Annotated in this window: 23 protein-coding genes; 10 read left to right on the top strand and 13 right to left on the bottom strand. The window is 33.7% G+C overall.

Annotated elements, in window-relative coordinates; translation table 11 throughout:
• Positions 1-165: 165 nt before the first annotated feature.
• Both V5J73_RS04050 and V5J73_RS04055 read right to left on the bottom strand, forming a co-directional pair.
• Complete coding sequence (locus V5J73_RS04050; protein WP_338647799.1) at positions 166-1,125, bottom strand: glycosyltransferase family 2 protein; 960 nt, start codon at positions 1,123-1,125, stop codon at positions 166-168.
• 6 nt (positions 1,126-1,131) lie between these two features.
• Entirely contained in the window at positions 1,132-1,662 is a 531-nt protein-coding gene (locus tag V5J73_RS04055; RefSeq protein WP_338647800.1) for a DUF4199 domain-containing protein, read from the bottom strand.
• A gap of 242 nt (positions 1,663-1,904) precedes the next feature.
• Between V5J73_RS04055 and V5J73_RS04060 the strand changes: the two genes are divergently transcribed.
• Positions 1,905-2,156, top strand: a complete 252-nt coding sequence (locus tag V5J73_RS04060; protein WP_039109118.1) for a type B 50S ribosomal protein L31 — start codon at positions 1,905-1,907, stop codon at positions 2,154-2,156.
• Positions 2,157-2,309: 153 nt separating this feature from the next.
• Entirely contained in the window at positions 2,310-3,485 is a 1,176-nt protein-coding gene (locus V5J73_RS04065) for a GlmU family protein (protein WP_338647801.1), read from the top strand.
• Between the two features lie 63 nt (positions 3,486-3,548).
• Here the strand turns inward: V5J73_RS04065 and V5J73_RS04070 are convergent, their stop codons facing one another.
• Positions 3,549-4,082 (bottom strand): murein L,D-transpeptidase catalytic domain family protein, encoded by a 534-nt coding sequence (locus V5J73_RS04070; RefSeq protein WP_338647802.1) that lies wholly within the window; start codon positions 4,080-4,082, stop codon positions 3,549-3,551.
• A gap of 337 nt (positions 4,083-4,419) precedes the next feature.
• On the opposite strand from V5J73_RS04070, the gene V5J73_RS04075 reads away from it, so the two are divergent.
• Positions 4,420-6,054: an ABC-F family ATP-binding cassette domain-containing protein gene (locus V5J73_RS04075; protein ID WP_338647803.1), complete on the top strand. Its 1,635-nt coding sequence runs from the start codon at positions 4,420-4,422 to the stop codon at positions 6,052-6,054.
• A gap of 222 nt (positions 6,055-6,276) precedes the next feature.
• Positions 6,277-7,428: a hypothetical protein gene (locus V5J73_RS04080; protein WP_338647804.1), complete on the top strand. Its 1,152-nt coding sequence runs from the start codon at positions 6,277-6,279 to the stop codon at positions 7,426-7,428.
• Positions 7,429-7,486: 58 nt separating this feature from the next.
• Here the strand turns inward: V5J73_RS04080 and V5J73_RS04085 are convergent, their stop codons facing one another.
• Positions 7,487-7,771 (bottom strand): GNAT family N-acetyltransferase, encoded by a 285-nt coding sequence (locus tag V5J73_RS04085; RefSeq protein ID WP_338647805.1) that lies wholly within the window; start codon positions 7,769-7,771, stop codon positions 7,487-7,489.
• A 17-nt stretch (positions 7,772-7,788) separates the two neighbouring features.
• A complete protein-coding gene (locus V5J73_RS04090; RefSeq protein ID WP_338647806.1) occupies positions 7,789-8,505 on the bottom strand; it encodes a pirin family protein in 717 nt (238 codons plus the stop codon).
• Between the two features lie 113 nt (positions 8,506-8,618).
• Here V5J73_RS04090 and V5J73_RS04095 point away from each other — a divergent pair, with 113 nt between their 5' ends.
• Both V5J73_RS04095 and V5J73_RS04100 read left to right on the top strand, forming a co-directional pair.
• Positions 8,619-9,287, top strand: coding sequence for an alpha/beta hydrolase (locus tag V5J73_RS04095; RefSeq protein ID WP_338647807.1), 669 nt, complete (start codon positions 8,619-8,621; stop codon positions 9,285-9,287).
• Between the two features lie 41 nt (positions 9,288-9,328).
• Positions 9,329-10,222: a lytic transglycosylase domain-containing protein gene (locus V5J73_RS04100; protein ID WP_338647808.1), complete on the top strand. Its 894-nt coding sequence runs from the start codon at positions 9,329-9,331 to the stop codon at positions 10,220-10,222.
• Positions 10,223-10,319: 97 nt separating this feature from the next.
• On the opposite strand, the gene V5J73_RS04105 is transcribed toward V5J73_RS04100, so the two are convergent.
• The gene (locus tag V5J73_RS04105; RefSeq protein ID WP_338647810.1) at positions 10,320-10,835 is read right to left on the bottom strand and encodes a DUF2892 domain-containing protein; all 516 of its coding nucleotides are present in this window, start codon (positions 10,833-10,835) and stop codon (positions 10,320-10,322) included.
• A 165-nt stretch (positions 10,836-11,000) separates the two neighbouring features.
• On the opposite strand from V5J73_RS04105, the gene rpmH reads away from it, so the two are divergent.
• Positions 11,001-11,162 (top strand): 50S ribosomal protein L34, encoded by a 162-nt coding sequence (rpmH, locus tag V5J73_RS04110; RefSeq protein ID WP_008464848.1) that lies wholly within the window; start codon positions 11,001-11,003, stop codon positions 11,160-11,162.
• Between the two features lie 156 nt (positions 11,163-11,318).
• On the top strand, positions 11,319-14,171 hold the full coding sequence (gene carB / locus V5J73_RS04115; RefSeq protein WP_338647812.1) for a carbamoyl-phosphate synthase large subunit: 2,853 nt from the start codon (positions 11,319-11,321) through the stop codon (positions 14,169-14,171).
• A 77-nt stretch (positions 14,172-14,248) separates the two neighbouring features.
• On the opposite strand, the gene V5J73_RS04120 is transcribed toward carB, so the two are convergent.
• The 7 genes from V5J73_RS04120 to V5J73_RS04150 form a co-directional block, all read right to left on the bottom strand.
• A complete protein-coding gene (locus V5J73_RS04120) occupies positions 14,249-17,389 on the bottom strand; it encodes a DEAD/DEAH box helicase (protein WP_338647813.1) in 3,141 nt (1,046 codons plus the stop codon).
• Positions 17,386-17,787: a (deoxy)nucleoside triphosphate pyrophosphohydrolase gene (locus tag V5J73_RS04125; RefSeq protein ID WP_338647815.1), complete on the bottom strand. Its 402-nt coding sequence runs from the start codon at positions 17,785-17,787 to the stop codon at positions 17,386-17,388. The genes V5J73_RS04120 and V5J73_RS04125 overlap by 4 nt, the downstream gene beginning before the upstream one ends.
• 133 nt (positions 17,788-17,920) lie before the next feature.
• Entirely contained in the window at positions 17,921-18,814 is an 894-nt protein-coding gene (locus V5J73_RS04130) for a dienelactone hydrolase family protein (protein ID WP_338647817.1), read from the bottom strand.
• Positions 18,815-19,057: 243 nt separating this feature from the next.
• Positions 19,058-19,498, bottom strand: coding sequence for a GNAT family N-acetyltransferase (locus tag V5J73_RS04135; protein WP_338647819.1), 441 nt, complete (start codon positions 19,496-19,498; stop codon positions 19,058-19,060).
• Positions 19,499-19,633: 135 nt separating this feature from the next.
• Positions 19,634-19,954, bottom strand: coding sequence for a VOC family protein (locus tag V5J73_RS04140; protein ID WP_338647820.1), 321 nt, complete (start codon positions 19,952-19,954; stop codon positions 19,634-19,636).
• Positions 19,955-20,120: 166 nt separating this feature from the next.
• Positions 20,121-20,768, bottom strand: coding sequence for a dienelactone hydrolase family protein (locus tag V5J73_RS04145; protein WP_338647821.1), 648 nt, complete (start codon positions 20,766-20,768; stop codon positions 20,121-20,123).
• 40 nt (positions 20,769-20,808) lie between these two features.
• Positions 20,809-21,444, bottom strand: a complete 636-nt coding sequence (locus V5J73_RS04150; protein WP_338647822.1) for a phosphoribosyltransferase — start codon at positions 21,442-21,444, stop codon at positions 20,809-20,811.
• Positions 21,445-21,732: 288 nt separating this feature from the next.
• On the opposite strand from V5J73_RS04150, the gene V5J73_RS04155 reads away from it, so the two are divergent.
• Both V5J73_RS04155 and V5J73_RS04160 read left to right on the top strand, forming a co-directional pair.
• Positions 21,733-22,686: an ion channel gene (locus V5J73_RS04155; protein ID WP_445236412.1), complete on the top strand. Its 954-nt coding sequence runs from the start codon at positions 21,733-21,735 to the stop codon at positions 22,684-22,686.
• Positions 22,687-22,760: 74 nt separating this feature from the next.
• Complete coding sequence (locus V5J73_RS04160) at positions 22,761-23,657, top strand: MerR family transcriptional regulator (RefSeq protein WP_338647824.1); 897 nt, start codon at positions 22,761-22,763, stop codon at positions 23,655-23,657.
• Positions 23,658-23,688: the final 31 nt, after the last annotated feature.

Genomic DNA, 23,688 nt, shown 5'->3' on the forward strand with positions numbered 1-23,688 from the left:
TATGTTTTTTAGTTTCTAAATTCGAGATTTAAATTCAATTGTTTTTTTAGGAGCTTAATCCTGCTATGCGTTGCAATCTTTTATCTCGTTAAAAAAACGAGATAAAAGGATTTTCACTACTATCAGGGCTAGTTGCGTATCCCGGAAAATTAATTTTACTCTAAATTATAAAAAATTAACTTCTCTAGACACTTTATAACGCTCTTCATTATTTTTTGTTCGTAAAATAATCTCACCTAGAAATCCGGCCAAAAATAATTGTGTTCCTAAAACCATTGTGGTTAATGCAATATAAAACCAAGGATTATTTGTAACCAGACTGTAACGCATGTCATTATACATGTGGTACAGTTTTGAAACGCCAATATATCCGGCAAGCATAAAACCAATGATAAACATGAACGATCCCATGGCACCAAAAAGGTGCATTGGTCTTTTTCCAAAACGAGAAAGAAACCAAATGGTAATTAAATCCAAGAATCCATTAATAAAACGTTCCATCCCAAATTTAGTTTCGCCATATTTTCTGGCTTGATGTTGTACTACTTTTTCACCAATTTTTCCAAAACCGGCATTTTTTGCCAAAACGGGAATGTAGCGGTGCATTTCACCTGAAACCTCAATGTTTTTCACCACAACATTTTTGTAGGCTTTTAATCCACAGTTGAAATCATTCAATTCTACGCCTGATGTTTTTCTTGCTGCCCAATTGAATAATTTCGAAGGCAGGTTTTTTGCCACTACGGAGTCGTAGCGTTTCTTTTTCCATCCAGAAACTAAATCGTATTTACCATTGATAATCATATCGTATAACCCAGGGATTTCCTCGGGACTATCTTGCAAGTCAGCATCCATAGTAATAATGACATCACCTTGCGCTTTTGCAAAACCAGCATGCAGTGCCTGTGATTTTCCAAAATTTTTCATAAAGCGAATCCCTTTTACATGTAGGTTTGAATTTGCAAATCCTTCGATAATTGTCCATGAATTATCTGTACTTCCATCATCTAGAAAAATGATTTCGTAGGTATAATTATGAGATTGCATCACTTTGATGATCCAATTGTAGAGTTCATTAAGCGATTCCTCTTCATTAAGAAGCGGTATTAGTATAGATAAATTCATTAATTTTTATTCTTGTGTAGATTTGCTTTTAAAGAATGCTGCCAAAATTAATCCGAAAATAGAGCTGAAAACAATACTAAAAATAGATCCTTTTAATAGTTCTAACGTTGAGTAAGGGTTGTTTTCTTTTAATTTGTCTATAGCCTCGTTAATAGCTGATGCAGGTGTGCCAAATTTTTGCATCATATTTACAGTGTACTTAATCATTAATTCATTTAAAGTATCTTTGGCAGAAGGATCAATAAAATTGAACAAAAGAACATTAAAAAGAGTAGAAATTAAAATGCCTATTAGTGTTGCTATGAAGTACGTTGTAAAAGCATCTTTGAAAGAAAAAACACCGTTCAGCTCTTTTTTCGTTTTTGAAAGCAAAACAATCCCTAATATAAGGTATGTCAAAATGCTTAAAACTCCAATCCACCAGGAAGTAAACAAATTTAAATCAATAGCGTATATTGTTGATGTAATTAATGCAGAAACAATTCCTATTGTTACTCCAAAGGTTATTCCATTCTTTTTAATAATTTCGTTGATCATTTGTGGTTGTTTTAGAATTAATCCACAAATATAACAATTCCCAATATATTCGGAGCTAAAAATTGGTTTTTACGATTATATAAAAAAAGTGTTGCAAAGATTTGTTTATTGAAAAATTAGTGTAAATTTGCAGACTCAAAATAATAGTGTAAAACAAAAAGTTATAAGGAGTTTATACCTTTTCTGTTAGAAGAAAAGCTTCAAGACTAATTATAATCAACAAATAAAAAAAGATTAACAAGATGAAAAAAGGAATTCACCCAGAAAATTACAGATTAGTTGCATTTAAAGACATGTCAAATGACGAAGTTTTTATCACTAAATCTACTGCAGATACAAGAGAAACATTAACAGTTGACGGTGTTGAATACCCAGTTGTAAAAATGGAGATCTCTAGAACTTCTCACCCTTTTTACACAGGTAAATCTAAACTTATTGACACTGCAGGACGTATCGATAAATTCAAAACTAAATACGCTAAACACGTTAAATAATTTTAACTTGCTTATATTTATATCAAAGCCTTTCTTTTTGGAAGGCTTTTTTTATTTGAAAACTTTGTAACTTTGAAATCAATATTTAAAAAGGATGCTTGTTAGAATTAATTTTTAATCAACAAATAACCAAATTAACAAATAAACAATTTTATGAATTATATACTTTTTGACGGGCCATCCAGAAACGCCTTATTACCTTTTACATTCACTCGTCCAGTTGCGGATATCCTTATTGGAATCATGACGATTCGTCAAAAATGGGAAATGCGTTTGGGTTCTACGACAACCACATTGACAGAGGAATATCTATCAGAAAAATTTCCAATGGTTGAATTAGAAGAAAATGTAATGATAAATGCTTCCTTTCTTCCGAATGATGTATTAGCCGAAATGGTTAGTAATCTGGAACCCAATCAAGCTATTTTTAAAGGAGAGGAAGTGATTGCTTTTTATACCAATGAAGAACAGGAAGAAGTAGATTTTGATTCCTATGAAATTATAGAATACGAAGAAGAGTGTATTACGGTAAAAAATACTTGGGATATTTTTTCTAAAAATGATGCTGCGATACGAGAGGATTTTGAATACCTAACCGAGGATAGAAAATCACAGCCAATCCCCAAAAGTGTCAATGTCATTGCACCTGAAAACATATTTATAGAAGAAGGGGCAAAGTTAGAATTTGTTACTTTAAATGCTTCTGCAGGTCCTATATATATTGGTAAAGATTCAGAAATCATGGAAGGATCCGTAATTAGAGGGCCTTTTGTCTTGTGCGAAAATGCACAAGTAAAAATGGCTTCAAAAGTATATGGTGCTACAACAGTTGGTCCTTATTCCAGAATTGGTGGTGAAGTAAAAAACGTAGTGCTTTTTGCATATTCAAATAAAGGACATGATGGATTTTTAGGAGATTCTGTTCTTGGCGAATGGTGTAATATAGGAGCCGACAGTAATAATTCTAATCTAAAGAATAATTACGAAGAAGTAAAATTATGGAGTTATGAAACGGAAGGTTTTGCTAAAACTGGACTTCAGTTTTGTGGATTGATGATGGGAGACCACAGCAAGTGCGGGATTAACACGATGTTCAATACAGGGACGGTCGTGGGAGTGAGTGCTAATATTTTTGGCAGTGGATTTCCTCGCAATTTTGTACCTAGTTTTTCTTGGGGTGGTGCTTCGGGTTTTACCACGTATATAACAAAAAAAGCTTTTGAAACGGCTCGATTAGTAATGAGTCGCAGAAATGTGGAATTTGATGAAAGAGAAGCCGCAATTCTAGAACATGTTTTTGAAGAATCAAAAAAGTGGAGAAAAGAGTAGTTTCTTATTTCAGATAAAACAAAAAAGCCTCTATCAAGAGGCTTTTTTGTTTTAAGTTAACCTTTATTGATAGGCATAAATAAGCGAACCATTTTTTATCAAGTTAATCAAGGTATTGGCATTGTTATCTGGAACAGAAAAACAGCCCCAACTGAATTTGCTAAACATTTTCTTTGATGAATGCACCACAATGTTTCTTTTTAAAGCATTCGAGTTTTTGTCGTTTTCTAACCCATCTAATCGTAAAGAATATCCCCACATGCCTTGATACGTCTGTAAGGTTAGATAGCATCCTAATGAAGTAGCTTTGCTTCCTTCAATATTGCTAAATGAGCTGGGAGTTAATCCAGTTCCTGAGCCTGAACCATGATCAACATTACTAGTTAAAAGTATTGTATTGTTTTTTAAATCAATAACATAAAGTCTTGCTTCATTGATTGGTTTTGAAAAATCGATTAGCGTAATAATATTTTTATTTTTGGCTTTAAAGCCCCATTTTGTTTGTACTTCACAAGCTTTTTGTACAATTTCATCATTGCTTTGGGCTGTGATAAAATGGAAAGAACATAAGAGTAAAAGCGTTATAATTTTTTTCATGATCTAGTTTTTAAATTTTCATTTAACCTATTAAGACTAGGTTTTCGGTTGCTGCATTGATTTTATTTTCTATATCATTTCCCTTTTTTACATTATTTAAACAAGGATTACTATTTTGATAATGATTTAGGTAGTTGTTGTTTTTAAGTTTTTTAATGTTTCTGATTCGTATTTATATAAATTGTTAAACGTCTAGTTATCAAATGCAAAACTATAAAAAAATAGTATTATTGTGTGCGATTTGTTTTTTATATTTCAATTGTCCAATTCCTGAATTAATCTATCTTTGCACTTTTAAAATCTGATAATTTAATTGTCTAAAAATCTTATAATCTAAATGATTACAGTTAACGATATTTCTGTGCAGTTTGGTGGCACAACACTTTTTAGTGATGTTTCTTTTGCAATAAATGAAAATGATAAAATTGCCCTAATGGGTAAAAATGGAGCAGGAAAATCGACGCTGCTTAAAATTATTGCAGGTCAAAGTAAACCTTCAACTGGTAATATTTCGGCACCAAAAGATGCTGTCGTGGCTTATTTGCCTCAGCATTTATTAACCACAGATGGTGCAACAGTGATGGAAGAAACTTCTAAAGCATTTGGAGAAGTGTTTGCTATGAAAGCGGAAATCGATGCAATCAATGAGCAATTGACAATTCGTACGGATTATGAAAGTGATGCATACATGAAATTAATCGAACGGGTTTCGGACTTGAGTGAGAAATTTTATGCGATTGAAGAAATCAACTATGAAGCTGAAGTAGAAAAAATATTAGTTGGTTTGGGTTTTGAACGAGAAGATTTTAATCGTCAAACATCTGAGTTTTCAGGAGGATGGAGAATGCGAATTGAATTAGCTAAAATCCTTTTGCAAAAACCAGACTTAATTTTACTGGATGAGCCAACCAATCATATGGATATAGAAAGTATTCAGTGGTTAGAGGATTTCTTAATCAATCAAGCAAAAGCTGTTGTGGTTATATCACACGATAGAGCTTTTGTAGATAATATTACGAATCGTACTATTGAAGTTACAATGGGACGTATTTATGATTACAAAGCCAAATATTCTCATTATTTGGAACTTAGAAAAGACAGACGCGTGCATCAGCAAAAAGCGTATGACGAGCAACAGCGCATGATTGCTGATAATAGAACTTTTATCGATCGTTTTAAAGGAACATTTTCTAAAACCGATGCCGTGCAATCCCGTGTTAAGATGCTTGAGAAGCTTGTTATTGTTCAAGTAGATGAGGTAGATACTTCGGCTTTGAAATTAAAGTTTCCGCCAGCTGCGCGCTCTGGACAATATCCTGTGATTGTAAAGGATTTATCGAAATCATACGGAGATCATGTTGTTTTTAAAGACGCTAATATCGTTATTGAAAGAGGCCAAAAAGTAGCTTTCGTAGGAAAAAATGGAGAAGGAAAATCGACGATGATCAAGGCCATTATGAAAGAAATTGGTATTGATGGTGGAAGTTTAGAAATTGGGCATAATGCTCAAATTGGTTATTTTGCCCAAAATCAAGCGGCATTATTAGACGAAAATGCTACTATATTTGAAACCATTGACGATATTGCCGTGGGTGATGTTCGAACTAAAATCAAAGATATCTTGGGTGCTTTTATGTTCCAAGGGGATGATGTGACTAAGAAAGTAAAAGTGCTTTCCGGTGGTGAAAAAACGCGTTTGGCTATGATTAAATTATTGTTGGAACCAGTTAATTTATTGATTCTGGATGAGCCTTCAAATCACTTAGACATGAAAACCAAAGACATTATCAAAGATGCCTTGCGTGACTTTGACGGAACATTAATATTAGTTTCGCACGATAGGGATTTCTTAGACGGATTAGCAACTAAAGTTTTTGAATTTGGAAACAAAAGAGTAGTCGAGCATTTTGAAGATATTACTGGTTTCTTAGCGAATAAGAAAATGGACAGCATGCGTGAGATAGAAAAATAGTCTTTTTTTTAAATTACTTATAGTTACTTAAAAGGTATGCGGATAACGCATACCTTTTTTATTTATGTTGATTCTTGATGCGTATTTTGAAGTGATATTGGATAGTTTTTTTTAAGTGACCTTGTGTTTTTTTAAAATTTAAAATACTCATTATTAGTTGTTTAGTTTAGTTTTTTTGTAACTTGTATGGTAATTAAATTTTAATGTATAAAATTTTTAGTCATGAAAAAACTAATTTTATTCTTTATGTTTTTTGCTGCAACACTGTTTATTGAGTCTCTTTATTCTCAAACAGAAAATAGACTTGTAGCTTTGGGTATGCCTGGTGATAACCTTAATCTTTATGCAATATTGGATATTTTTCAAAAATCAAAAACTTTAGAAGAATTTGAAAGAGCAATTAATGATAAAGATACCAATGTTAATAATCTTGATTTGAATAATGATGGCTACATTGATTACATTAGGATAGCAAGTTATAGGGAAGGAGATTCATATTCAATTGTGCTTAAAGTGGCAATAAACAGAATTGAAGATCAGGATGTAGCTGTTATAGAAGTTAATAAAAATAGATTTGGAAAGGTTGTTATTCAAATTATAGGGGATGAAGAGTTGTACGGTGAAGATTATATTCTAGAGCCGTCGTCAAGTGATGGAGATACTCCAAATCCTGGCTATTTTGGTTATGATAAAGTGTACAACAATGAGTATTGGAACGGTGTTTTATATGTAAATAATTGGCCAATAATAATCAATTTGTTTTCTCCGTCATTTGTAGTTTATATATCTCCTTGGCGTTGGGGGTATTATCCGTCTTATTGGCGTGCTTGGACTCCTATTTATTATTATAATTATTGGGATAATCATCGTCATTATTATAGAAATGATTTTTATAGAAGAGTGGGATATATAAGATATCCGCGTACGCATTCCTATTATTATTCGAGAAGGAGCAGTTCTCCGTTAGTAAGAAGAAACAGAGCCGATAATGTGTATAGCAATACCTATCAAGGAAGAAGTTTTGCTAAACCTCAAGGAACGGTTCTTCCTAGAAGCCGAGAACAAATAAGGGAAAGCCGTTCAGGAAATTCTCAAACTTCTCGTTCAGTTCAGCCTATGAGGCCAACAAGACGTCAAAATGCAGAAGAAATTAGACAACGAGCTCCCTCGTCAGCACGACCTGTTGCACCTAAAGCACCAATAAAGCGCCAGCCAATACAAAGAAATCAACAAGAAGCCCGTCCGGCTAGATCTAATACGCCTACGAACAGGCAACAAAACGAAAACGCTCGTTCTGTACCATCAAGAAATCCTATAGAAAAAACGGCGCCTGCAAGGACCAATAACCCTTCTCGTGGTAGGGATAGAAATTAATTCAGGTTTTGGATTTTGTTTAATAAAAGGCAGTGTCATAAATGTACACTGCCTTTATTTACAATCGGATTCCTGGGGGAAGTAATTCTTTATAAATAGGATTTTTTTTGAAAAAAACTACAATTTTAGGAAGAATAGGAACTACTTTTAATTTTCGTTCAATCGCAATTTCCATGATGTTTTTTAGAAAATCAGCAATAAAGTCTTCGTCTGCGAACGATTCTGGGGTATTGATTTTTGTTAAAAATATTTTTTTCTCCTGAAACGAATATTCAACGGTAACCAAACCTTGTTTCGTTTCGGTTTCAAATTGTCTTGAAAAAGTATTGTCTTTGATTTCCATATTCATACTAATTGTCTCTAATGCATTGGCACTTCTACCAATAATATTTTTGATTGGGTGTTGATTTTAATTTCGAATTGATCAAAATCAGTTATTCCCATGGCATCTCTTGCCTTCAAAGTTTGATTGTTCACTTCTATTTCGCCTTCTATCAAAAATAAATAAACACCATTTTTAGGAATTTTTACGGCATATTGAGTGCTAGTATTGCTGTCGAAAATGCCTAAATGAAAAAAGGTTTTCTGGTAAACCCAAAGTGCATTTCCATCATTTTGATCTTTTGGTGAAACGATATTTACAAAGGTATTGATTTGATTTTCAATATCAAATGATTTCTGGTCGTATCTTGGAGTTACTTCTTCCGTATCGGGAAAAACCCATAACTGTAGTGTTTTTGCCTCGTCTTTTTGGCTGGCATTCATTTCAGAATGTTCTACACCAGAGCCAGCGCTCATCACTTGTACTTCTCCAAAACCAATAACGCCTTCATTTCCCATGCTGTCTTTATGCATCAATCCACCTTCGAGTGGAATCGTGATGATTTCCATATTGGCATGACCGTGCGTACCAAAACCTGTTCCGCCGGCAATAGTGTCGTCATTTAAAACTCGTAGCATACCAAACTGTACTCGTTCTGGATTGAAATAATTCCCAAATGAAAAAGAAAAATTGGCTTTAAGCCAACCAAAATCGGCCTTGCCTCTTGTGTTTGATTGAAATAATTGTGTCGTCATAAATTATTGATAATATAAAGTGAAAAGTGGATAGGGTTTAAATAAAAAAATTAATTTTATACAAAATTCGCCATAAAAAAGCGGAATGTTGTTATAAAATCGTTAAAACAATTATGAGTAAAATACCAGTTTATTTAATGCCGGGATTGGCAGCTAGTGCTTTGATTTTTGAGCGAATTGCACTTCCAAAAGCAATTTTTGAAATGCATCCATTAGAATGGGAAATTCCGCAGGATAACGAGTCTTTATCGAATTACGCCAAGCGAATTACTGAAAAAATTACACACGAAAACCCCGTTTTGATAGGGGTTTCATTTGGAGGTATTTTGGTTCAGGAAATGGCAAAACACATAGCGGTTCGAAAAGTAATTATTATCTCCAGTGTGCGTTCTAATGCAGAATTTCCTCGAAGATTGAAGATTGCTGAAACTACGAAGGCGTATAAACTGATTCCAATGCGATTATTTGCCAATATTGAAAGTTTGGCTAAATTCTCCTTTGGAGAAAAAGTAAATCAAAGACTGAAATTGTATGAAAAGTTTCTTTCCGTTCGTGATATTCGGTATTTAAATTGGGCTGTGGAACAAGTAATTTTATGGGAAAGAACAGTTATTGACGAAAGTGTAATTCACATTCATGGCGACATGGACGATGTATTTCCTATAAAATATATCAAGAACTGTGTCGTTGTAAAAGGAGGGACACACATTATGATTTTGAATAAATACAAGTGGTTGAATGAAAATTTGCCGTCCATTATTTTGGGAACAGAAAAGAAGTAAACGCACTTTTATAACAATATGAAAGGCATAAAAAAGAAAAGATGAAATTGATAAATAAAGTAGCCATAATTATTACCGTGATTTTTGCGAGTAGTGTGTTTATTTTCGCTGTAAAAAATCCACAAACTGAAAAAGAAGCAAGCAAGGATAGCGCAAGCCAATTTCCAGTACAATTAGATTTTGCAGGGGAAGAAACGCCTTTGAAAATAGCAGATGTCAAAGAACGTTTGGACAGAGAATTACTGGTAAATGTAAATCTGCATGCATCTACAATTTTGGCTATCAAGAGAGCCAATCGAGCTTTTCCTATAATTGAGCCTATTTTAAAACAAAACGGAATCCCAGATGATTTTAAATATTTGGCCGTTATAGAAAGTGGTTTGGTGAATGTTGTGTCACCAGCAGGAGCAAGAGGAATTTGGCAATTTATGCCGGAAACAGCTAAAGAACGTGGCATGGAAGTCAATGAAAATGTGGATCAGCGTTATGATTTAGAAAAATCAACTCGGGCAGCTTGTAGTTATTTTTTGAGTGCCAAAGGAAAATTTGGAAGTTGGACCTTAGCTGCAGCCTCGTACAACGGAGGAATGACGGGTGTTAACAGACAAATTGATATTCAAAAAGTGACTAACTATTATGATTTATTGCTTACCGAAGAAACCTCTCGGTATGTTTTTAGAATTTTGGCGTTGAAAGAAATCATGAAGAATCCCGTGAAATATGGTTTTAACATTGCACCTGAGGATTTATACAGAGCTTTACCAACACGAAAAATTGAAATTGACAGCTCCATTACGGATTTAGCCAGTTTTGCAAAAGATCAAGGAATCAATTATAAGATTTTAAAGATTCATAACCCTTGGCTTAGAGAAACACAATTGTTGAATGATACCGGTAAAAAGTACCAAATTGAAATTCCCTTGAAAGGATATTAATATTTTTTTTGAATCATATAATGCATTTAAGAAAAGTCATGAGCAAAAAAAAGAGTCAAATGCGTTACACACTTGACTCTTTTGATAATTAAAAAAATTATATTTTTTTCATTTGCTCTTTCATCATAACAATTTGATCTTTCAGCATATTTTGTTTGTCTAATTTTTTAGCCTCGTTCAATAGGGTAGTCGCTTCTAGTTTACGACGGCGTGTCATGGCAACCCCCGCTAGGTTTAATTTGGCTACAGCCAAATCCATGTCCATAGACAATCCAAGTTCAATTGCTTTTTTGAAATATTTCTCTGCTTGATTGATATTCGTTTGCGAAAGCATGATTCCGTGTAGGTAATTAAAGTATCCTTGTTGTTTCTGTACCAAAGCCGTTTCTGGGTTTTTGATATGAGCCAACCATTTTTTGGCTCCTTCAAAATCTTGTTTTCTTAGTTTTAAGAAAGCTAATAAGATGAATTCATTTTTAAAGTAAAGGAAAATAGGAATTGCACTCAATATTATAAGGAAAATTCCATTGCCAATATTGCTTTCTGTGAATTGCCAAATGCCAGTAATGATAATTAGTCCGGCGATAATAAGTTTAATATTTCTGTGAAACATAGTGTGATTATTTTAAGATCACAAATATAGTAAAATGAATTGAAAATATTTTTACAAAACTGCTTGTGAGAAAAAAAAGTCTTTGTATATTTGCACTCGGTTTTAGAATAACAGTTATTCAAAAATAGGAAGACATATAAATTAAGATTTTAAAGATACAAAGCAATGAGCAAAAGAACGTTTCAACCATCGAAAAGAAAAAGAAGAAATAAGCACGGATTTATGGACAGAATGGCTTCTGCAAATGGAAGAAAAGTTCTTGCGCGTAGAAGAGCTAAAGGAAGACATAAATTGACTGTTTCTAGCGAACCAAGACACAAAAAATAATGTTTGTATAAACATAAATAAGGCGTTACTTTTTTTAGTATCGCCTTTTTTTATACCTAGTCGGTAAAAAAAGGTTAAGATTTACATGTAAAAGGTTTGAGTTCAATACCTTTAATCGTTTCAAAACAACAACTACACAACACAATACATCATACAATGCCAAAAGATACATCTATAAAATCAGTTTTAATAATAGGCTCAGGTCCTATTGTTATTGGTCAAGCGTGCGAATTTGATTATGCGGGATCGCAATCAGCTCGCTCTATTCGTGAAGAAGGAATTGAAGTTATTTTGATCAATTCCAATCCGGCAACAATTATGACCGACCCATCCATGGCCGATCATATCTATTTGAAACCGTTAACAACCAAATCAATTATTGAAATTCTTAAAGCACATCCTCAAATCGATGCTGTTTTGCCTACAATGGGAGGACAAACAGCTTTGAACTTGTGTCTGGAAGCCGATGAAAAAGGAATTTGGGCTGATTTTGGAGTGAAAATGATTGGTGTTGATGTAAATGCCATTAACATTACCGAAGACAGAGAGCAGTTCAAACAATTGCTTAAAAAAATAAATGTACCCTCGGCACCTGCTGAAATATGTACATCTTACCTTCGCGGGAAAGAAATTGCACAAGAATTTGGGTTTCCATTAGTGATTCGTCCTTCGTTTACTTTAGGTGGAACTGGAGCGGCAATTGTCTATAAAAAAGAAGATTTTGATGAACTTTTAACCAGAGGTTTAGAAGCATCACCGATTCATGAGGTGTTGATTGACAAAGCCTTGATGGGTTGGAAAGAATACGAATTGGAATTGTTGCGAGATAAGAACGACAATGTTGTTATTATCTGTTCAATCGAAAATATGGATCCTATGGGAATTCATACTGGAGATTCGATTACCGTGGCACCAGCCATGACCTTATCAGATACTACATTCCAAAAAATGCGTGATTACGCTATTTTGATGATGCGCAGTATTGGTAATTTTGCGGGAGGTTGTAACGTGCAGTTTGCCGTATCGCCAGATGATAAAGAAGATATTGTTGCTATTGAAATCAATCCTCGTGTGTCGCGCTCTTCGGCATTAGCATCAAAAGCAACGGGTTATCCTATTGCAAAAATTGCTTCTAAACTAGCTTTGGGATACAATTTAGATGAATTGCAAAATCAAATCACCAAATCGACTTCGGCACTTTTTGAACCGACTTTGGATTATGTGATTGTAAAAATTCCGCGTTGGAACTTTGATAAATTCGAAGGTGCTGACAGAACATTAGGACTTCAAATGAAATCCGTAGGGGAAGTAATGGGAATTGGTCGTTCGTTTCAAGAAGCCTTACACAAAGCCACTCAATCTCTAGAAATTAAAAGGAATGGGCTAGGAGCTGACGGAAAAGGATATACAAACTACGAGCAAATTATAGAGAAACTGACTTTTGCGAGTTGGGATCGTGTTTTTGTGATTTATGATGCTATTGCGATGGGAATTCCGTTGAGCCGCATTCATGAAATTACTAAAATTGACATGTGGTTCTTAAAACAATACGAGGAACTGTATACCTTAGAAAAACAAATTGCTACCTATAAAGTAGAATCTTTACCAAGAGAATTGTTGCTGGAAGCCAAACAAAAAGGTTTTGCCGACAGACAAATCGCGCACATGATGGGTTGCTTGGAAAGTCAAGTACATTCATTGCGCACAGAAATGAATATCAATCGTGTATTCAAATTAGTAGATACGTGTGCAGCCGAATTCAAAGCCAAAACGCCGTATTACTATTCGACTTTTGAAGCTGAAATCGAGAAAGCAGACGGGACGCGTTATGTAGATAACGAAAGCGTAGTTACCGATAAAAAGAAAATAATTGTTCTTGGGTCAGGCCCAAATAGAATTGGACAAGGAATCGAATTTGATTATTCCTGCGTGCATGGTGTGCTTGCCGCCAAAGAGTGTGGCTACGAAACCATCATGATTAACTGTAATCCAGAAACGGTTTCAACTGATTTTGATACAGCCGATAAATTGTATTTTGAACCAGTTTTCTGGGAGCATATTTACGATATTATCCAACACGAAAAACCAGAAGGCGTAATCGTACAATTAGGAGGACAAACGGCCTTGAAATTGGCAGAGAAGCTTTCTAAATACGGTGTGAAGATTATAGGAACTAGCTTTGATGCTTTGGATTTAGCCGAAGACAGAGGGCGTTTCTCTGATTTATTAACGGAATTGAATATTCCTTTTCCACAATTTGGAATTGCTGAAACGGCTGACGAAGCTTCAGCACTAGCTGATACGTTAGACTTCCCGTTATTGATTCGTCCTTCGTATGTGTTGGGTGGTCAGGGAATGAAAATTGTAATCAACAAGCAAGAACTAGAGGAGCACGTGATCAATTTATTGAAAACCATTCCAGGGAACAAATTGCTTTTAGATCATTATTTAGATGGTGCCATTGAAGCCGAAGCCGATGCGATTTGCGATGGTGAAAATGTGTACATCATAGGAATTATGGAGCACATAGAGCCTTGTGGCGTGCATTCTGGTGATAGTAATGCCACTTTGCCACCGTTTAACTTAGGCGAGTTTGTCATGCAACAAATAAAAGACCACACTCATAAAATTGCTTTGGCACTTAAAACGGTTGGTTTAATCAACATACAGTTTGCGATAAAAGATGATATCGTGTACATCATCGAGGCCAATCCTAGAGCGTCTCGTACCGTACCGTTTATTGCAAAAGCCTACGGAGAACCGTATGTGAACTATGCTACAAAAGTGATGTTAGGACACAATAAAGTAACTGATTTTACCTTTAACCCACAGCTAAAAGGATTTGCCATCAAGCAACCGGTATTCTCTTTTAGTAAGTTTCACAATGTGAACAAAGCATTAGGACCAGAAATGAAATCAACTGGAGAAAGCATCTTGTTTATTGATGACCTAAAAGACGATCAGTTCTACGAATTGTACTCCAGAAGAAAAATGTATTTGAGTAAGTAATTACTTGAAGTAGTGATAATGAAAAAGCCCCGTTTGGGGCTTTTTTAGTTTTGTAGTGTTTTGTTGTAGAGATGCTTTTAACCCACAGACATTTTAGCTGATTCTTTCCATAGATAATTGGGCATTGGTTCATTTAATTCCCATTTAATATTCATTGGTTTTGAACCCTCAGTTTCTTTGAAATTTCCTTCGCCGATAAATACATAACCCATTGTGTTACCATTTTCATCATTTGCTTTTTCTCTTATAAAAAGTAAAATCTTTTTCTCATTTTCTAAATGTTTGACATATGATAAGCCTTTACCTGAATCTGGTCTTGATGAATTCTGACTCTGCCAATGAAATAAAGTTTCACTTATTGCATAATCATCATACATTGTGGTAGGAGAAAAATTTTCTTCCGATTTAATTAAATTAATGAAAAGAAGTTCCGTATTTAATTCTTTAACATCTAAAATACCTTCAAGACTCATATATTTTTTATCAAAAGTAGTTTTGCCAAATGCTACTGCTATTTGATCTCTGGTATATCGAGCATGAACTTTTAATGGTTGTTTATATGGTAAATCAATATCTATTTCTTTGAAGTCAATTCTGTCAATTAAAATCTCTAAAACTTCTATAATTTCTTTTACTAAAACTTTATTTTTTCCAATTTGATTTATACTTTCCTCTAAAGATGTATAACCTCCCGCATTTTGCCATACATCATAATGCAACATCAACAGCATAATTTTTTCACTTTCGCCATAATCATTTACTTCAATTTTAAATTCTTTTTTTGCGAGTTTAAGAATAAAATTAAAATAAGTAGTTGAACTTGATGACAGCCATTTTTTACTTATCGCAGAAAGAATTTGCTTTTCATTCAAATTATCGAAATTATCAATAACTCCTGCTCTTTCACAAAGCCTTGACCAACTATCTTTTTTATAAATAGCCTCTAATTTAATATTGTATAATTCAATAAAATTCTGAATTGTTAATGGTAGATTGGTTTGATGTTGATAATTAGTAATTTTAGTAATCAACTGATTTATATTCAGAGTTGTTGCTCTTTTTATATTTTCTAAAACTGTTTCTTTAGTTTTTTTCTCTAATACTATTGAACAACCTAAAGGTAAGTGCGGAAAATCATCTTCAATTTCTTTTAATACTGAAGTTGTTGTTTTTCCTATTAATGCTCTAAATTTATTTTCAAAATCATATTCAGGTCTTGAATTACCAACAAAATCTAAAACAGTCAAACAATCTTTACCTTCTGCTAGACGCAATCCACGACCTAATTGTTGTAGAAAAACAGTTAAACTTTCAGTTGGACGAAGAAACAAAACGGTATCTATTTCAGGAATGTCAACACCTTCATTAAAAATATCTACGACAAATAAATAATTGAATTCTTTCTTTTTAAATTGTTCTCTTATTTTTTCTCTTTCACTTGAATTTTTACTGGTTAATACTTCAGCTTTTAGGCCTGCTAGATTAAATTTTTCAGTCATGAAAATTGCATGTTCTACTGTAGCGCAAAATCCTATTGTACGAACATCGTTTATGTCATTCAAATATTTCTCAAGTCCTTTAATAATTTCTCCAACTCGAATATTATTTTTGGTATACAAACTTGTCAATTCGCTAGCGACATACTTTCCTTTTTCCCATTTTACATTCGTTAAATCAATACTATCAGTAATTCCAAAATATTGAAACGGTGATAATAATTTTTTATTTAAAGCTTCCGGAAGTCTTATTTCGGCTGCTATTCGACCACAAAAATCATCTAATATATTTTCTCCATCCATTCTCTCAGGAGTAGCTGTTAATCCCAACAATACCTTTGGTTTAAAATAATTTAATATTGGTCTATAAGTAGATGCAGAGATATGATGAACTTCATCAACGATTATAAAATCATAATATTCTGCTGAAAGATTTATGTTTTTTAGTCTATTATTTAAGGTTTGAACTGATGCAAAAACATATTCATTGCTTGTTGGTTCCAATCCATCTACCCATAATTCGCCAAAATTATTATCTTTTAGTACGCCCTGAAAAGTAGCTTTAGCTTGTTGTAATATTTCTTTTCGATGTGCTACAAATAGTAGTCTTTTCGATTTGTTATTTGTCTTGAAACTTTTATAATCAAATGCAGAAATGACTGTTTTTCCAGTTCCAGTTGCAGCAACTAACAAATTCTTAAATCTATTATGAATTGTTCTTTCAACTTCTAATTTTTCAAGTATTTCTTGTTGATAATGAAATGGTTTTATATCAAAGAAATTAATATTTGGAGCGTATTCTTTGGAGAATCTACCATCTTTTAATGCTTTAACTAATTTTTCCGCATCTTTATTTTTGTCAAATAATTCAAATTCTGAATTTTGCCAATATGCTTCAAATGTTTTTCTGAATTTATCAATTATGTGACTAACTTCCTTTGTAGTGATTTTTAAATTCCATTCTAAACCATCTGTTAAAGCGGAACGAGAAAAATTAGACGAACCAATATAACCAGTATGAAAACCTGTGTTTCTCTCAAATAAATAAGCTTTTGCATGCAATCTTTCATTTCCGGTATTATACGAAATTTTAACTTCTGTGTTTTCTAATGAAGATAAAAGTTCAACAGCTTTTGCATCTGTCGCACCAATATAAGTTGTTGTTATAACTCTGAGCTTTCCGCCTCTGTTAGTAAACTCTCTAAGTTCTTTTTCTAATATTCTAATTCCCTTCCATTTTATGAACGAAACTAATAAATCGATTTTATCAGATGACAAAATTTCCTTTCTCAGCTCACTTTCGAGAGTTGTTCCTGAATTTCCTCCTGTAAAAAGTTCACTATGAATCAATCTAGTGTAAGGCGTTATTTCTTTAAGATGTAAATCTAAATTTGTGAAATGAGCATCAACTTTGGTAAAAACTGCTTTTAATATTTTACCCTCAGTTTCAATTAAGTCATCTTTAAACTCTTCCTTTCTTAATTCATCTTTTAAAAATAAAATGATTTTATTGGCAATTTCAATTTGGTTTTCCAAAATATTTTCGCCTTTAATCAAGGTAAAAGCATGTTGAATTGTTTTTCCAATATGTGCGGATAATAATTGTGCAGCTTCTGCTTTATCAATTGAAGTAGTTTTTACTTGAAAAGTGTTTTTATCTAATTCACTTAACTTAATACTTATAAGTTTAGTTACTAATTCTTCATACAAACCTTGATTCATAATTCTAATTTTAATAATTCTTCAACAATTGGTTTATCTGCTTCGGCCCAATCTAAATCTTTAAGTTCCCATACATTTAATAACTTAAATTTTTTATGTTCAGCAAGTTTTATCTCACCTGAAACAAAATTTGCTAAAAAAGGAATCAACTTGATTTGAAAAATTCCGTAGTCATAAATACTATCTGAAAGTTTTTTAATAATTTCAATTTCAATATTTATTTCTTCAACTATTTCTCTTTTTATAGAATCAATTTCACTTTCTTTTTTTTCTAATTTACCTCCGGGAAATTCCCATTTCAATGGTAGTTTCATTTTTTCACTTCTTTGTGTAACTAGAATTTTTTGGTCAAAAAAAATGATGGCGCAGGTTACTTTAATAGGTTCTTCGTCTAGCATATTTCACTTTTTATTAAGTTCCAATATTACAAAATCCAACCCTCATTAAAATACGAAAAACCATAAATTAGGAAATTTAATATAAAAAAAGTGGAAACGCTACATTTCCACTTTTTCATCAAACCGTATGATTTTACTTCTTTTTGAGTTCCTTTTTAAAAAAATCTATGGTTCTTGTCCAGGATAAAGTAGCTGCTTTTTCATCATAACGCGGCGTGGTGTTGTTATGAAAACCATGATTTACTCCTTCATAAAAATAAGCGATATGTTGTACCTTGTTCTTTTTAAGGATGGCTTCATAAGCAGGCCAACCTTCGTTTACACGAGTATCTAGGCTGGCATATTGGGCTAGGATAGGGGTTTTTATAAGTTCGGCTTCGGCAGCTGTGGGTTGGCCTCCATAATACGGAACGGCAGCGCCCAAAGTTGGGATTTTTACCGCCATCATATTCGCAATCCAACCTCCAAAGCAAAATCCTACTACGCCTATGTGTCCGTTGCAATCTTTGTGTGCTTTAAGGTAGTTGTAGGCTGCAATAAAGTCTTCGAGCATTTCCTCTCGGGTTCGTTTTTTTTGCAATTCGCGCCCTGCATCATCATTTCCGGGATAACCGCCCAGTGGCGATAATGCATCGGGTGCCAAAGTGATGAATCCTTCCACAGCAGCTCTTCGGCCTACATCTTCGATATACGGATTCAGTCCGCGGTTTTCATGTACCACTATGATTCCAGGTAATTTCTTTTTGCTTCCAATGGGTTGGGATAAGAGTCCTTTGATTGTTCCGCCACCTTTGGGAGAATCATAAGTGATGAATTCTGATTTTAACCTTGGATCATCGGGCTGAATCAAAATAGAATCGATATAATTAGGCGTCATAAAACTCAACAGGGAAGGCAAAGTAAGCGTTCCTACAGCAAATAAAGATAGTTTTTCTACAAAGGCGCGGCGGTCAATTTTATTGTGGGCGTAATCATCGTATAAGTCAAATACTTCTTGGCTGATGTCTTCTTTGGTTATTTTTTTCATAATATTTTTTTTGATGCTACTAATTTAAGAAAAAAAGCAACGCTTTTCTCTTTTAGCAAAGTGCATATTGGAAATAAAACTAGGAACATAAATGAAATCAACAGCTGAAAGTATCTTGCTTATTTGAAAAGAACTAATGCTACGCCAGACCTAAGATGTATTGTATAGTATATAAACTTGAATTAGTATCCGTGAAAAAAGTTCATGAAGGACGCATTTTTATTGGTTGGATTTAAAAACAATCTAATTTTTTAATATGATTCTCATGTGGTAGTGTTGCATGCCTACTTCCATAAAAGGCGTGTCATAAATTTTAAAGCCTAAGTTCAAATAAAAAGGTACGGCAGTAGCTCTGGCGTGGCAAACTACTTCATTTATCTTATGGGATTTACAAAACGACAGCAATTGAATCACTAATAGTTTACCGATTCCTTTTCCCTGCTGATTGGTTTCTACGGCCATTTGCATTAATTGCGTTTTGGTTTGTTCCTCGTCTAATGGAACCAAAACTACGCATCCAATAACGGTATCATTTTCGATAGCTACAAAATGCCATGCTTTTTCATCGTGCATTTCCCAAGCATGGTCAGCAATACCAATGGGTCTCAGTAAAATTTGGTTTCTTAATTGCCTTTCTAGTTGGTAATATGGATTTGTTGTATGGATTAACTGGACTGAAATCATTTTTTATAGGGTGTTTTGAATATTGTGTTTCCTAGGCCAAATATATAAAATTAGGCATCTAAATGTTAGATTTACTGCCCAAGTAAATGTTCTGTCAGTCACTTAAAAACAATGTCGTTTTAGGGTTTTAATTAGTTATTCTTCCTCATTTTTTTCAAAATTAACCATCCAGTTTATACCAAATTTATCAATAAATGTTCCAAAATAGCCACCCCAAAAAGCATCTTCCATAGGCATTATAACTTTTCCGCCAGCTGAAAGAGCAAGGTATATTGCATCAGCTTCGGCTCTACTTTCGGCATTGATGGAAAGTGAAAAATTATTTCCGTAAATGGTTTTTGCCCCAAAGGATTCAAAACTATCACTTCCCATTAGAGCTGTTTCATTACTGATGGGCAGGGAAACATGCATTATTTTTTCTACATCTGCTGGAGGACGGGATTTACCATCAGGCATTGGCATTTCCTTGAATCTTCCAAAATAAGAAAATGAACCACCAAAAACGGATTTATAAAATAGAAATGCTTATTCGCAATTTCCATTAAAAGTGATATATGAATTTACGGTTAACATGATAGTCGTGTGTTAGGATGGTTTGCTTTTTTTATAAGTGGTGAGTCAATTATTCCGCGTCTTTTGTTGTTAAATACCTTTTGTACCAGGCTATTGCTGCTTCAGCTACTTCAAGTAATGTTCCGGGTTCTTCAAAAAGATGGGTGGCTCCTGGAATTATTTTAATCTCCTTTACTGATGCTAATGCATCAAAGGCCATTTTATTCATTCCAATTACGGGAACATCAAGTCCTCCAACTAGTAACAGCGTTGGAGCAGTTACTTGTGGTAATACGCTAATGGCTAAGTCTGGGCGACCTCCGCGGGAAACTACGGCTTTAATTTTTGTTTTGAAATAAGCGGCAGCCCGCAACGCCGATGCGGCTCCTGTACTGGCTCCAAAATACCCTATTGCTAAACCAGTAGTGCTTTTATGATCAAGCACCCATTGGGTAGTTTCAATCAGTCGATCACTTAATAAATCAATATTAAATCGGTTTTCATACAGATCATCTTCTTCGCTAGTGAGTAAGTCAAAAAGTAATGTGCCAATGTTTTGTTTTTGAATCAACTCGGCCACCATTCTGTTTCGGGGACTGAATCTGCTACTGCCACTTCCGTGAGAGAAAATAACGATTCCTCGAGGATTTTTAGGGAGTATCAATTCACCTTGTAAGGTGACAGTTGATAGTGGGATAGTTAGATCTAATTTTTCCATTATTTCAAATTTTAAATAGGAAACGGTATCTTAAATTGCATTATTCATTACGCACGGGAAGGCGCAACAATTGTTGTACTTCCTCATCTTCCACTTGATTGAATTCTTCATAAAACGCGCCGACACCTCTAAAGTATTTAGGCGCTATGAGATAGATAAATTCATCGGTGTTTCTTTCAAATACAGCCATGTTATCAAAAGGGATTACTGGTGTGGCCACAATTATTTTTGCAGGATTTTTTTTTCGGAGCATTTGGATACTGGCAAGCAACGTGTTTCCTGTAGCAATGCCATCGTCTACTAAAATTATATTTTTTCCTTTTACATCTAGCGGTTTTCTTTCGCCCATGTACCGTTGATATTGGTGTTGCATTAATTTTTGCAACCGCATAATTTCATCGTCGATGTACTTTTTAGGGATATTTGGATGCGCATCAAGAATCACAGCATCAGATGAGACGGCACCAATTGCAAATTCTGAATTGTTAGGATGTCCTATTTTTTTGGAAAGAACAATGTCTAAAGGAAGATGTAAACTTTTAGCAATTACATATCCTACTGGTACTCCACCTCGAGGAACCGCAAGTACTATAGAATTGCTATCCTGGTATTTTTTAAGTTTTTCCGAAAGCAATAATCCCGCCTCAATTCTATCTTTTAATAGCTCGTTATACATCTTTTAAAGGTTTGATTAAAAAAAATGAAATTACATATAAATGTACTGATTTTCAGTCTATTAATATTGTTTTTTTGTTGTTTTAGTGTCAAAATTATCAATTAGACAATCATAAAGTGCTGGTGAAGGAACGCTGATAGCAAAATAAAAGCGGGGTATTATTAAAGTGCACAGAGCGCTGGGAAATCAAGCGGTACTTTAGCAAGAATTCATAGGATGTGCAACATCACATCTGAGGGATAAAGGATTTTTTTGCTATTTTTACTTCGGAACAACTGAATAACAATAATGAAGAAAATAAATTCAAAAGCAAAGTCAGATTCAAATACTGGTTTTGGGGTAAATGCCAATAACTACGGTGGACGTTTTGTGAATAAAAACGGAAAAGCGAATGTAGAGAAACGAGGCATGCACTTGCTACATCGCATTAGTTGGTACCATACCATGATTGATTTGCCAAGATGGAAATTCATGTCGATTCTGCTATTGTTTTATGTGGGTATGAATTTTTTGTTTGCGCTACTGTACTATGCCATTGGAATCGAAAATCTCAATGGAATTGATTCTTCTGGTTCAAATTGGGTTCAATTTGGTCAAGCCTATTTTTTTAGTGCACAAACATTTACAACGGTAGGATATGGCCACATAAGTCCATCTGGTTTTTTAACTAGTTTATTAGCTGCAGCTGAGGCTTTGATAGGATTGTTGAGCTTTGCAATTGCTACAGGTTTGTTCTTTGGTCGCTTTAGTAAGCCAACCGCTTTTTTGAAATTTTCACACAATGCACTGATTGCTCCTTATGGAGATATAAAGGGTTTAATGATTAGAATTAGCCCTTTTAAAAATACAAATTTTACCGATGCTGAAGCCAATATGACGCTGGGTATGAGTGTAGAAGAAGATGGAAGGAAAACCAATAAATTTTATGTTTTAGATTTAGAATTGGAACGAATAAATGCATTAACCCTAAGTTGGACTTTGGTACATCCCATAACTGAAAATAGTCCGCTGTATAATTTAACCAAAGAGGACTTTGATACTATTCATGGAGAAATTATAGTTTATATCAAAACCTTTGATGATATGTTTAGTAATACCGTAGCCATTCGGAGCTCCTATACTTTTGATGAGGTTGTTTACGGTGCAAAATTTGAACCTATGTACACTAGAAACGCTGATAATTCGAAAACAATCCTTGATTTAGATAAATTAAATGCTTTTAATCGTGTTACTTTAGAATAATACAATAGTTTTCAAATTATTTCAAATTTATAATAAAATTTATTTTACATTTGTTTATTAAATTTAGAGAAACGATGAACAATGTAAAAAGTGTGTTTAGTATAAAGGATCTTGAAAATCTTTCAGGCATCAAAGCGCATACAATACGAATCTGGGAAAAACGATACGATATCCTTCAACCGATGCGTACAGATACTAATATCCGATTGTACGATTTAGCTAGTTTGCAAAAACTATTAAACATTACTTTGCTACATGACTACGGCTATAAAATTTCGAAAATAGCGACGTATCCTCAAGATAAAATTCCGTCTCTTGTACGAGAAATAATTTCGAACAAAACGGCTAAAAGTCATGCAATCAGTGAATTTAAGATGGCTATGATGAATTTTGACCAAGAGTTATTTTTCAATACCTACAATTGGTTGATAGCTGAAAAATCATTCAAGGAAATATTTCATCAAGTATTCATTCCTTTGATGAATGAGCTTGGTTTGTTGTGGCAATCCGATACCATTACGCCTGCTCACGAACATTTTATCACCTATTTAATCAAACAAAAACTGCTCATCAATACGGAGAAACTTCAAGTTTTAAAGCAAACTAAAAAAGATAAAATTTTTGTGCTTTCATTGCCAATGAATGAAATTCATGAATTAGGTTTGATGTATTTAAATTACGAAATCTTATTAATGGGCTATAAAACCATCTATTTAGGTGAAAGTATGCCTATTAGTAATTTGAAGGATTTAAAAAAGCATTTTGACTCGATTGTTTTTGTTTCGTATTTAACGGTACAGCCTGAAAAAGATATACTAAATGACTACGTTCAGAAAATGGCCGAAGAATTATTAGATGATACTACAGAGTTATGGTATACGGGACGTTTGGTTGAGTTTATTAACAGAGAAGGGCTCTCGGACAAAATATCAATTTTTAATTCCATATCGGAATTAGTAGATAGAATTTGATTTTTTGTTTAAACTTTTTGTATATTTGCTA

Source organism: Flavobacterium sp. KS-LB2 (genome assembly GCF_036895565.1).
In the GTDB taxonomy this organism is placed as follows: Bacteria; Bacteroidota; Bacteroidia; order Flavobacteriales; family Flavobacteriaceae; genus Flavobacterium.

Bases quoted from the DNA above. Each gene is read 5' to 3' on its own strand.
- V5J73_RS04050 (WP_338647799.1), bottom strand. From the start codon at position 1,125: ATGAATTTATCTATACTAATACCGCTTCTTAATGAAGAGGAATCGCTT.
- V5J73_RS04055 (WP_338647800.1), bottom strand. From the start codon at position 1,662: ATGATCAACGAAATTATTAAAAAGAATGGAATAACCTTTGGAGTAACA.
- V5J73_RS04060 (WP_039109118.1), top strand. From the start codon at position 1,905: ATGAAAAAAGGAATTCACCCAGAAAATTACAGATTAGTTGCATTTAAA.
- V5J73_RS04065 (WP_338647801.1), top strand. From the start codon at position 2,310: ATGAATTATATACTTTTTGACGGGCCATCCAGAAACGCCTTATTACCT.
- V5J73_RS04070 (WP_338647802.1), bottom strand. From the start codon at position 4,082: ATGAAAAAAATTATAACGCTTTTACTCTTATGTTCTTTCCATTTTATC.
- V5J73_RS04075 (WP_338647803.1), top strand. From the start codon at position 4,420: ATGATTACAGTTAACGATATTTCTGTGCAGTTTGGTGGCACAACACTT.
- V5J73_RS04080 (WP_338647804.1), top strand. From the start codon at position 6,277: ATGAAAAAACTAATTTTATTCTTTATGTTTTTTGCTGCAACACTGTTT.
- V5J73_RS04085 (WP_338647805.1), bottom strand. From the start codon at position 7,771: ATGGAAATCAAAGACAATACTTTTTCAAGACAATTTGAAACCGAAACG.
- V5J73_RS04090 (WP_338647806.1), bottom strand. From the start codon at position 8,505: ATGACGACACAATTATTTCAATCAAACACAAGAGGCAAGGCCGATTTT.
- V5J73_RS04095 (WP_338647807.1), top strand. From the start codon at position 8,619: ATGAGTAAAATACCAGTTTATTTAATGCCGGGATTGGCAGCTAGTGCT.
- V5J73_RS04100 (WP_338647808.1), top strand. From the start codon at position 9,329: ATGAAATTGATAAATAAAGTAGCCATAATTATTACCGTGATTTTTGCG.
- V5J73_RS04105 (WP_338647810.1), bottom strand. From the start codon at position 10,835: ATGTTTCACAGAAATATTAAACTTATTATCGCCGGACTAATTATCATT.
- rpmH (WP_008464848.1), top strand. From the start codon at position 11,001: ATGAGCAAAAGAACGTTTCAACCATCGAAAAGAAAAAGAAGAAATAAG.
- carB (WP_338647812.1), top strand. From the start codon at position 11,319: ATGCCAAAAGATACATCTATAAAATCAGTTTTAATAATAGGCTCAGGT.
- V5J73_RS04120 (WP_338647813.1), bottom strand. From the start codon at position 17,389: ATGAATCAAGGTTTGTATGAAGAATTAGTAACTAAACTTATAAGTATT.
- V5J73_RS04125 (WP_338647815.1), bottom strand. From the start codon at position 17,787: ATGCTAGACGAAGAACCTATTAAAGTAACCTGCGCCATCATTTTTTTT.
- V5J73_RS04130 (WP_338647817.1), bottom strand. From the start codon at position 18,814: ATGAAAAAAATAACCAAAGAAGACATCAGCCAAGAAGTATTTGACTTA.
- V5J73_RS04135 (WP_338647819.1), bottom strand. From the start codon at position 19,498: ATGATTTCAGTCCAGTTAATCCATACAACAAATCCATATTACCAACTA.
- V5J73_RS04140 (WP_338647820.1), bottom strand. From the start codon at position 19,954: ATGCCTGATGGTAAATCCCGTCCTCCAGCAGATGTAGAAAAAATAATG.
- V5J73_RS04145 (WP_338647821.1), bottom strand. From the start codon at position 20,768: ATGGAAAAATTAGATCTAACTATCCCACTATCAACTGTCACCTTACAA.
- V5J73_RS04150 (WP_338647822.1), bottom strand. From the start codon at position 21,444: ATGTATAACGAGCTATTAAAAGATAGAATTGAGGCGGGATTATTGCTT.
- V5J73_RS04155 (WP_445236412.1), top strand. From the start codon at position 21,733: ATGAAGAAAATAAATTCAAAAGCAAAGTCAGATTCAAATACTGGTTTT.
- V5J73_RS04160 (WP_338647824.1), top strand. From the start codon at position 22,761: ATGAACAATGTAAAAAGTGTGTTTAGTATAAAGGATCTTGAAAATCTT.